10 protein-coding genes are annotated in these 10,665 nt (G+C 48.0%); 2 read left to right on the top strand and 8 right to left on the bottom strand.

The window, feature by feature from the left end; genetic code table 11:
- Positions 1 to 350: 350 nt before the first annotated feature.
- Both J4G07_19660 and J4G07_19655 read right to left on the bottom strand, forming a co-directional pair.
- Positions 351 to 1,538, bottom strand: coding sequence for a mandelate racemase/muconate lactonizing enzyme family protein (locus J4G07_19660; GenBank protein MCE2416207.1), 1,188 nt, complete (start codon positions 1,536 to 1,538; stop codon positions 351 to 353).
- Between the two features lie 27 nt (positions 1,539 to 1,565).
- Positions 1,566 to 2,567: a Gfo/Idh/MocA family oxidoreductase gene (locus J4G07_19655; GenBank protein MCE2416206.1), complete on the bottom strand. Its 1,002-nt coding sequence runs from the start codon at positions 2,565 to 2,567 to the stop codon at positions 1,566 to 1,568.
- Positions 2,568 to 2,787: 220 nt separating this feature from the next.
- Between J4G07_19655 and J4G07_19650 the strand changes: the two genes are divergently transcribed.
- Together J4G07_19650 and J4G07_19645 are read left to right on the top strand one after the other, a co-directional pair.
- Positions 2,788 to 3,954: an ABC transporter substrate-binding protein gene (locus tag J4G07_19650; protein MCE2416205.1), complete on the top strand. Its 1,167-nt coding sequence runs from the start codon at positions 2,788 to 2,790 to the stop codon at positions 3,952 to 3,954.
- A 24-nt stretch (positions 3,955 to 3,978) separates the two neighbouring features.
- Positions 3,979 to 4,836, top strand: a complete 858-nt coding sequence (locus J4G07_19645) for a hypothetical protein (protein ID MCE2416204.1) — start codon at positions 3,979 to 3,981, stop codon at positions 4,834 to 4,836.
- 113 nt (positions 4,837 to 4,949) lie between these two features.
- Here the strand turns inward: J4G07_19645 and J4G07_19640 are convergent, their stop codons facing one another.
- From J4G07_19640 to J4G07_19615, 6 genes are all read right to left on the bottom strand, one after another.
- Positions 4,950 to 5,714, bottom strand: coding sequence for a DUF1080 domain-containing protein (locus J4G07_19640; GenBank protein MCE2416203.1), 765 nt, complete (start codon positions 5,712 to 5,714; stop codon positions 4,950 to 4,952).
- Positions 5,715 to 5,940: 226 nt separating this feature from the next.
- Entirely contained in the window at positions 5,941 to 7,062 is a 1,122-nt protein-coding gene (locus J4G07_19635) for an FAD-binding oxidoreductase (protein MCE2416202.1), read from the bottom strand.
- A 30-nt stretch (positions 7,063 to 7,092) separates the two neighbouring features.
- On the bottom strand, positions 7,093 to 7,713 hold the full coding sequence (locus tag J4G07_19630) for a hypothetical protein (protein MCE2416201.1): 621 nt from the start codon (positions 7,711 to 7,713) through the stop codon (positions 7,093 to 7,095).
- A 56-nt stretch (positions 7,714 to 7,769) separates the two neighbouring features.
- Entirely contained in the window at positions 7,770 to 8,234 is a 465-nt protein-coding gene (locus J4G07_19625) for a hypothetical protein (protein MCE2416200.1), read from the bottom strand.
- A 199-nt stretch (positions 8,235 to 8,433) separates the two neighbouring features.
- On the bottom strand, positions 8,434 to 9,171 hold the full coding sequence (locus tag J4G07_19620) for a phytanoyl-CoA dioxygenase family protein (protein ID MCE2416199.1): 738 nt from the start codon (positions 9,169 to 9,171) through the stop codon (positions 8,434 to 8,436).
- A gap of 85 nt (positions 9,172 to 9,256) precedes the next feature.
- A complete protein-coding gene (locus J4G07_19615; protein ID MCE2416198.1) occupies positions 9,257 to 10,390 on the bottom strand; it encodes a mandelate racemase in 1,134 nt (377 codons plus the stop codon).
- Between the last annotated feature and the right edge of the window lie 275 nt (positions 10,391 to 10,665).

Raw genomic sequence — 10,665 nt, 5'->3', positions numbered from 1 at the left:
GATAATAGCGTCTCTGCAACCTCAAGAGGTGAACATGCACACCATGCAAATCGTCAATCAAATTGCCGATCTGTATCAAGTTAGATTGGTGGTAGAACTCATATTTTTCGGTTTTCATGGTATATCGTGCATCGTGTCTTTAACCCCCGCAAAGTAGGTGGGACCGACACATTGTCAAGCGACAATGCTTTGCATGTCGGTCCAACACGATACTTTAATTATACTACATTTCGTTTGGTCCTTTCCACAACTGCGGAATTTCATCCCAAAGCTAAAGCAGTGGGCTTTCATTCCGTCAATTCCCGTAAAAAGACTTCGTAGTGTAAGATGACTTTTCCCTTCCTATATATTTACCAATCTCCTCTCCGATCAGGCCAGGGATGTGCTTTGGCGACCTCTTCGTTGAGATCCGTTCCCCATCCGGGACGCGTCGGGATTTTCATATAGCCATCTGTAATGTCTGGAACATGCGTCGTCAAATCGTCTTTCCACGGGACATCATCAATGTCTATCTCCATGATTCGCACATTGGGCAGGACAGCGCAGAGACTCGCGCTCATGTGGGTCGCAAGGTGGCTGTAGTAGTTGTGGGGCGCGACGTTGAGTTGGAACACATTCGCTAAGTCGCCGATTTTCTTTGAGGGTGCGAATCCGTTCCACGGCACATCTATCATGAACACATCGGCAGCGCGGCACTCAAAGTAGGGGAGATATTCGCGCATGTAATAGAGGTTTTCACCGGTGCAGATCTTGGTTGTCGTAGAATCCTTGATTTGGCGGAGAGCCTCGTGGTCGTACATATCAATCTCCAACCAGAGCAAGTCGAACTGCTCAAGCACTTTGGCAATACGCATGCAGGCTTCCGGTTTGAAGTTAAAGTTCAGATCGAGGTTGATACTGACATCGGGACCTACGGCTTCCCTGAAAGTGCCGATTAAGGTTTCAATGTGGCGTAGCACTTGAGATGTTACGTTTCCGTCGGTAGTCCCGGGTCCACCCCCGAAGCCTCCGAAATGGACAGATGCGGTGTCGCCGGGGAAAATGATGTTAGTCTTGAGCGCGGTGAAGCCTTTTTCGACGACTTCACGACCCAATGCGGCGATGTCATCCATGCTTTTTAAGGGTGGGACACCGATGAGTTCATAGTTGCGTGCGCGGGAAGAACCGCAGTGTGACCAGTAGACACGCACATCATCGCGTGTCGGTCCACCGAACAGCTCAACAACCGAGATTCCCAACGCCTTCGCCTTAATGTCTACCAACGCACACTCAATACCGGCAATCGCTTTCGCCGCGATACCGCCGGGGCTTTGCCGAGAGCCGCGAATCATGTCCCAAAACCGCATCTCATAGGGGCGTGGATCCCGTCCAATCATCAGTGGTGTAAAGTCCTTAATAGTTCCCACCACACCGTTAGGATTCCTGCCATCGCTACATTCACCGTAACCGGTGATGCCTTCGTCGGTTTCCACCTTCACAAAAGTCCAGGGCCGCCATCCAGCATCCACAATAAACGTTTCGATATTGGTAATTTTCATAGCAATCCTCAATTAATGTTTCCGGTATTAGAGTTCGACCACTTCTTTACGCCGATCCGATTCAAGTAATGCATCACAGACGCGCACTGTGTTTACTGCCACTTCAGCCCACTTTTCCTCAAGGTTCCGAGATTGCACGATATGAGAGAACCGTTCAATCATTGTGGCCTCTTGGATACCTCCCTCAATCGTGTTCTGCTCGTTTCCGTCGGGTCCATGCACCCAAAATCGAGCAGAGTCCTCAGAAGTAGGGACGGTGAAATCATCACAAACGATTGAGGCGCGCGTGCCAGCGACCTCGAACCACTTTCGGAGCCCTGTGTCAAACCCACAATCCAGGGTAGCAATGCGTTCATCGCTGAACCAGAGGATACCCGCAAGATTAAAATCCACGCCGACTTTGTAACGCGCCGTCGCGAACACCTGTGTTGGCATCTCCTCGAATGCCCAGAGAATCGCACGGACACAGTAGTAGCCTAAATCTCCGAGACTTCCACCTGCGAACTCTTTCATCGCCCGGATATTCCCGACAGGAATTGTGTCCCAATTGAAGGTAAATGCCGCTGTCACGCGCCGGAGTCGTCCGAGGGTGTCGTCTGTTAGTTTCCGTTTCATCGCCGCGGTGCGCTCATGGTGAACCCACATAACACCATCCATGAGTTGCACCCCATTCTGGTGACAAGCATCTGCCATTGCGATCGCCTCATCAGCGTTTGCAGCGAGCGGTTTCTCACAGAGGACGTGTTTGCCGTGTTCGGCGGCTTTGATTGTCCATTCGGCGTGAAGTGAGGGCGGTAAGGGAATGTAGATGGCATCAAGTGAGTCATCAGCGAGGAGGGCATCGTAGGTGCCGTAGGTCGTAGAGACATTATGCTCTCGTCCCCATGCAGCGGCACGTTCTTCGGTCCGACTCGCGACGGCTATTAAGTCAGCATTCCCAGCGAGATGAATCGCACGGGCGACTTTTGTCGCGATGTTTGCTGTGCTGAGAATTCCCCAACGGACCGGTGATTTTGCTTCAGTTGTCATAGTGTCCTATCTGGTATGAAGTTGTCTGTTCTGAGGCTTGAATTCACTTCAATATATCCGATAACAGAAAATTAGTCAAGTACATGGCTGTTGGGAACCAAGGCGATTTTGTATTGAATTTCAGAGTGAAAATGATATAATAAGAAGACTGAAATAATAAGCACTTCGCGTGCTGTCAATAGACTAAAGTATAAATTACGTATACAATCAAAGGAGTTTTATGAACACTAAAAAATTTACACCATTCGCATTTTTATTTGCGATTGCTGCATTAATTGTCGGATTTTCCGCGTGTGATCGAGTTTCCCAGATTGTTCAACCTACCACACCTCAGATGACGGAAGATAGTGAAAATATTTCCATCGGTGTCGTCTTACCGTTGACAGGTCGGCTCAGTGCCTCGTTTGGCATCCCAATATCGCAAGGCTTTGAATTGGCACTCGATGAGATTAACGCCGCACAACACGACGGCGTACAACTCAAACTCATCATTGAAGACGATGGAAGCACTATAGAGGGTGCGGTTGAGGGTTTTAACAAACTGATTCATCAAGACGGAGTATCTGTTATCCTCGGACCTTCTACCTCAGGCCAAACCGAAGAAGTTTTCCCGATTGCCCAAGAGAATCAGGTAGTGGCAATAAGTCCGACATCCTCCGCTCGCGGTCTCAGCGCGCTGGGTGATTTTGTTTTTCGCGTCTCACTTGCCACAAATGTGCTGATACCAAGCGGCATTGAAGCAACACAGGCGAAACTCGGTTATCAACAAGCTGCTACGCTCTATGATGAAACTGATCCTTTCTCTACTGATGGAGATGAGGCAGTGCGGGAGGTACTGGCGGCGAAAGGGGTTGAAGTGGTCGCCACTGAAACCTTCCAAGGGGGGGATACCGACTTTTCTGAACAGTTAACCCGAATCCAGGCACTGGATCCTGATGTTATCTTTGTTTCATCTTTACCCCCAGAAAAACCTGGCATCCTCACCCAAGGGCATCAACTCGGTATATCCGCTCCCTTTATCGTGCGCACATTAACCGGAGGAGATGTGCAAGCGGCAGGTGCGGCTGCTGAAGGAGCGATGACTTTTATCGGATGGGGTGCCGCTGTTGATACACCACAAAATCAAGCATTTGTGGAAAATTATACCGCCACATTCGGTATGGAACCGAGCAATTATGCTGCGCGCTCGTATGCGACATTTTATATTTTGGCGGAGGCACTCGCGAAGGTACACTCAACCAATTCTGCCGCGATTCGAGACGCGCTCGCAAGTATTAAAGATTTTGATACAATTTTAGGTAAATTCTCTTTTGATGCTCACGGGGAGGCGGTTTACGCCCCGAAAATCCTGGTTGTCAAAGATGGCGAATTGGTGCTCTTTGAGTAGTTCACTGTATAGTTCACAAAAATCGTGCAACATTCATTAGACCAATTCTATACGAAATCAGAGGTCGCGAGGGCATGTTGGGAGCATTTCACAGACACGCTTTCAACACTAAACCGAAGTCTCAGCGACCTCTTTTTCATAGAGCCTGCGGCTGGCACCGGGGCGTTCTACAAACTCTTGCCGCCGGAAAATCGGTTAGGCATAGATCTCGTGCCAAAATGTAGCGATGTGAGGTCCCAAGACTTTTTTGAAATCACCGATTTCCCGTTCACACGCAGAAATATTGCCATCATTGGCAATCCACCTTTTGGCAAGCGTGGAAAATTAGCGATAGACTTCTTTAACCATGCCGCGTATTTGGCAGATATTGTCGCGTTTATTGTCCCTGTTAATTTCCGGAAGTTTGGCACTCACAAGAGGCTTGATGCCAGTATGCGGTTTATCAGTAAATTGCCCCTTCCAAGAGATGCGTTCCACCTCGACACCGATAAATCCTATTCGGTAAATACAGAGTTCCAAGTGTGGACGCGTTTAGTAAGCGCACATCCCGATATGCGACAGTATGAGCCTTTACCGATTCGACATAGTGCCTTTCAGATGTGGCAGTATAACAACACACCTGACGCTTTGAAGGTCTTTCAAAACTCCTTTGATTTTGCTGTGCCGTGTCAAGGGTGGCAGGATTACTCCCGTAGAGAGACAGATGAAAAGCAGTGCGAGCGGAACAAACAGTGGATGCTTTTAAAAGCGAGCAATCTTAATGTCTTATCACGATTGATGAAGATTGATTATGAGCATCTGGCACTGGAGTGTGCTACGGCTGTTCCGGGTTTTCGGAAGGGGGACTTGGTGAAGGTGTACACAGATCATTATGAGAAATAGGGTTGACTTCAGGACAACTTCTAAATCCTACGTGAGTTCCTAAGTCAATCAGTAAATCTCGTCTATATAGACTCGCCTTCTTTCGGACAATTCCTCCCTTCTTCAAATAGATTCTAAAACGACGACTTTATCTGCCCCCAAGTTATCGTCAATTTATCTTCTGGTTCGACAGCACTTGCATTAAAGTTGGGAATATCGGGACCAGTGATGCGGACGTTATCGTAATCCACGATTTTGTCTTGGTTACCGAGTGCTACCGTTCCACTTTTGTACTGATTATCCTTTGTTTCAATCATCATCTTCCCATCATAGAAGACTTTAATGGTGGCACCTGAAAAACTCAATTTGACCGTGTGCCATTCATCCACTTCGGGCTTATAAGGAGCTTCACCGTGGTTTTGCAGACCGGTATTAATGTCCCAGCCTGGATTACTAAACAGATTCATTTTTGCCGATCCTGGATATAGCCAGACAACATAATGGGAACCTGTTTCAAGGTCAACGCGTCCACGAACGCCACCTGGGAAGTTGGCTACCTCTTTGTGCCGCAAATCTACCTCCACGTCATAGTCTGTCCATTTGCTTGGGTCCCCAATGTTTAACCCTTCGCCAGTGAAATTGAACTGGGAGATCGCTTCGCTCCACACGATCCCCTTTGGATCGAAAGTGACAAAAGTGTTCCCTTTCTCTATGCCCCAAAAGGACTTGCTATCTTCATTTTGTGGCGAACGTTCCCAGCCTTCCGTATCGCCATCATCAAAGTCATCAAGGATTTCCCCGCCAAAGCTAAGGAGAACCGATATAAAAATCAAGATAGAAACAGAAATAGCAATTCGCGTAACAAATTGCATCAGCGAAAATTTTCTTGCATCTAACATGTTTATCTCCTTCGTTGCTCTAATCTTGGAGGGATTTGTGTAAATGATGAGGTTGTGATCGTACAACCCCCAACTCGGCACCACAGCAATTTAATGATAAAAGTATATCAAATGTTTGAAAATAAATTGAGATAAATTTTCTTCTTTTTAATTAACCGTAGCATCCAACAATTCTTGAGGGTTACCGAGAACCCTTTGCAAGCAGGGAATCGTGCAACCCAACACCCTATCTAAATCGCTCTGGTCGATACGGTGCGAACCAATCCACCCGCACATCGTCAGCAATTTCCAAGGTCGCCATTTCACCTACCAAGGGTGCTAATGTCACACCGCTGTGCATCAATGCTATATACAGATTTTGTACTGCTTCGGTAAACCCAAGGACCGGAAACCCATCAAGCGGCATTGGACGATACCCCACTGGCGTTGGAATTGCCTCAGCATTTGCTATCGCTGGCAAATAGGTTTTGGCACGAGCGAGGAGCGCATCGGCATGCTGTTGCGAATCATCACGGTTTATCCCTTCTTGTGTACCCTGCCCGATCCGAAGACTCCCGTCAGCCATTTGTCGGAGGTGAAGGTGCTGATGATTCTCATCTTTCGGAGGGGCATGAATGATCGCAACATTGTGTAAAACCTTAGCACACGGCGTTGTCTCAATAACGATACCCGGACTCCGTTGCTGCGGAATATGCGTATGCACTAAGGAGGCGAGTTCGGTCGTCTGAACACCGCTTGCTAAGACAACAATATCGGACGAAAATTCGGCATCGGTGGTTTTGACAGCAACGATACTACCATTACGAATAACAAACCCAGTAACACTGGTTTGTGGATGCACCACCACACCCGTTTCGCGCCCGCGTCGGAGACACACATTAATGAATCTATCGGTCTCAATGTGGATATCCGCTTCTGAGAAAGATGCTGCTGCTACGGTTTCGAGGTGTAGGTGTGGTTCAAGTGTCAACATCTCATCACGGGTAATGAGCCGACACGGGTAACCCCACCTCTGAATTTGTTGAATGCGTTGACGTAGCTGCGTCGCATGTTGTGGATTGTTTTCCCACCGCATTTCGCCGCCATAGTGAATACCTATATCCGCATCAAGTTGATGGGCGAGTCGGTACCACATATCCAACGAACGCCGGTTGAGGGTATGGTAGTCACGCGGCTCCTTTCCAAAGGCGTTTGCCCACGCGAAAGAGTGTCCAGATGCCCCAGCACCGGGAATGTCACGCTCCAGAAGCGTCACAGCGATTCCATCGCGTTGGGACAGATGATACGCGATCGCGGCACCGATAACCCCTGCCCCTACTATTACAACTTTTTTTCTATTAGAGTTCATGGAAAGACCAGAATTTTTGTCTAACAATTTTTAGCGATGTGCTGCGACAATAAAACCTGTTAATCCGGTAAGCAACAGTTGGAAACCGGTTTGATAGAATAGTATCAGAAAAGGTTGGCAGAGCGCGATTAAACCCAGCGCGATTAAGCCGACAGAAATCTGCTCACACAAGGTTTTCTGCGAAAAAACGATTGAGAAAACGATTATACCGGGTAGAAGTAGGTGTAGGGCGGTACCATTAAGCGATGGGAAGAAAGGCTGGTAAAGAAAAACGATGCCAATACAGGCAAGGGCTGCTGCACCGATAGTCGCTGCTCGCTTCGCAGTGGTTGTCATGCCAAATGCAATTGCACAAGCGAAAAGGATATGGAACGTTGAACCGGGCAAGATTGAAGGGACAGGCAGATAGAGGCATCCGAGACTCATCGCCAAACCTATGCTGGAAATGATGGCGATTCGCTGTTTATTTTCAAAAGCAGTACCCGCAAGGATCGCAGCGATGCTCAGCAGCACCAACGCGATACCTTTGAGCAAAACGGCATTTTGAGCGATGACAGATGGGACGAATGAGATACCCTCTACATAGAGGCAGATCATGCCGAGCACGAAGAACCCGATCGCAAGCAGTTGATTCCGTTTTTCTTTTGCCATAGCGATTTTTCGATACCTGCAGGGATAGCACCTTCAGCCGCGTTCGTCCAGCCCCATCAATCTCCGCGTTTGAGTAAACGGGCTACCCAAGTTTTGGATCGTTCCGCAATGAGTTGACTTTTCAGGTCTTCAACTTCTGCGGACAAATTATCTTTCTCGGTTTGAAACGTTCCAACTCTTTCCTGGAGTTGCTCATTTTCGGCAATAAGGGCTTGATTCTCTGTTTCCAATTTTTCACACGTTTCCCTGAGATGCGTAATATGAAATACCTGACAACTGAGGTTCTCAATAATATCATCTGTAGGGATATTATAGGTGAGTTTTTTTATCAGCAGCGCGAGACCATCAATCCTTAACTGAATCTGTGGCTTTGGACGATCTCCAGGGTTTTCAGGTGGGGCAGAGACGACACGCAGATAGGGTTCAATGTCCCCATCTCGCCGTTCTAATGTTCGCTTAATTATTTCTTCTTCCACACCTATTATCTCGGTGATTTTGGAAGGGTTCAGATAGAGGTCCATTCCCAAACTTCCCTAACATGTTTCTGCTACTAACTGAAGGTTGACACTATTGCTCGCTATAAAATGCGGTTAAGAAAAGCATAACATAGGTCCAAATATTTGACAAATTAAAAATTAGGGTGTAGCTGTAGGTGCGATTTTGGAGCATTATGTAATGCTCCAACACAAGGAAACTTGATACGAGGAAGAAACCCAGACGCTATGAAATCCCGTCCCAATATTTCCACATGTCATCAGGAGTCTCAAACTTAATTTGATCGAGATCTCTTCGGCGGTACCTACTAATACATGCAATTCGGACGTTGCGACCACAGTTCGGACCAGCAGTGTGGCTCATCTGATGATGCCAGAAACAAACATCACCTGCCTTACCAGTGAATTCGTAACTCGGTCCTAAATCAAAGGGGGCGATACCCCCTGGGAGGCTATCTAAGTCATGGTGTCTGAAGTATTCTGCCCAAATCTGATGGCTTCCTGGCCAGACAGTAAATCCGCCGCCATGTTTTTCAACTGTGCTGAGATAAACGGTAGCACCAAGCGTGAACGAACCAACGACCCCTTTCGGCACACCATTCGTAGGCGTGTGGTAACCATCAAGGTGCCCCATCGGTTCATTCCATTTCCTGTCTGGATCCGGAAAATTGATATGCGGTCCCGCACCACCGCTCGTATTCAATTTGTCCATACCGACAAGCTCCTCTGCCATAGCGAAGACTCGGTTGTTGTATGTTGTACCGCTGATAACTTCTTCACTGCCAACAGGTACTGTGCGATACCCCTTGCGTATCCACGATTCGGGGTCATTTCTGTCTTCGTCCATTGCTTCCCAGAGTCTGTCAAGCGCGGCATCAATCGCTTCCTGCCCCAGGGCACCGCGCACAATCAGATAACCGTTTTCTTTAAAGAAAGTCTTGTCTGCTTCCGTTAAATATGCCATGGTTCTATTTCTCCCAGATTTTTTGTAATCGCATTAGCATCAGTGATACTCACAACGGCTTGACGCTAATGCACACACGACTTAATTACGCGCGAACATCAAATCCGTTTTCTTCCCTCGCTTTTTGGTAGGGTGTCTCATCCAGATTCAGTCCAAAACCCGGACTCTGTGGGACGTTTACATAACCATTGGATATGGAATACCCAGAGTCGTCTAAACCCGGTGTCGTTGCGTGATCCCATTCAACGAATTCAAACCGCTCTACCTTTGCAGCAAGGTGACAGGTTACGTAATTTCCATAGTGTCCACCGTAATGATGTGGTGCTGTGCCGACGTTCGACGCATCCAACTCAGGACCGAGTTCCAGCCAGCGTGAGAAGCCAGGATAGAAAATATCGTATTGGACAATATCAATGAGTCCATCTTTTGCCCAGTCCACCAAATTCGGTGAGGCACCGCCTTCGCCATCGGCAATACGGGTTTCTAAACCTTCGGCATTTAGCCATTCTTTCAGCAGACTATAGACACGGGCATCCTCGTGGAAGGCTTCTTCCATCCAATAGACGTTTGCATCAGCTGCACCGCCGAGTACCTGTTTGGTGAGATTGAGATTGTAGCCGTTATTTGCGTCTATCAAAATTGATGCGTCGGGTCCCACTGCTTGACGTACGGCGCGGATGACATCAATATCCCGTTGCGTCCCTTTGTCGAGTGGCATGTGCATCGCACCGCGCCCTACTTTGATTTTGTAGGCATTATGCCCGCGCGCTTTTCCCTCTAACGCCTCAGACGCAATGAGTGCCGCCGCTTCAGCGTTATCGTCAAGGTGCAAATCATCAATATAAAGTGAGGTGTCGTAACACGGGGCGCGAAACGCTCCGTTTTCTCCAGAAAGCATCGCGTAGACGGGTTTTTGCGCCAGTTTACCCACCAAGTCCCAGAGTGGATACTCCAACATCCTGAATTCTTCGGTGACCCCATTTTCTGTATCGAACGCGTCGCTGAGCTGAAATCCGACGATTTCTTGTGCTTTTTCACCGGAAATCGGTGAAAATCCGAAACCGCTCGCGCCATCTGTTGTTGTTATACGGGCAATGGCGGGACGGACATGCAACCCGTGTTCACCGAGACGCGAATTGCAACCCGCTTTGCGCGGGCGTTCGCCTGTCAAGCGTGCCCATTCAATCCGTTCAATTCTTACATCTTCCACTCTTACCAACCTCCGTAGGTGAAAATTCGGCAGTACTATTTCAACCCAAGTTGCCACCTATTTATACACATAGCACCCCTACGGGGTGCGGTTGCTTAAATATACCATTTTCTATAGACATATCACCCCTACGGGGTGAAAAAGCACCCGAAAATCTTCTTAAAACGTTCAAAACTTATTCGTAGCAACTTGGGTTATTTCATTTAAGTGATAGCACCCACTACCTAAAGGTAGGGGCTTCGGCTTCGTAGACAATAGCGGTTTTTCCGAAGAACAACCGTCTT

The organism is Candidatus Poribacteria bacterium (assembly GCA_021295715.1).
GTDB lineage: Bacteria > Poribacteria > WGA-4E > WGA-4E > WGA-3G > WGA-3G.
The sequence above is the reverse complement of the archived record's forward strand: the minus strand, read 5'-3'. Positions and strand labels throughout refer to the sequence as shown.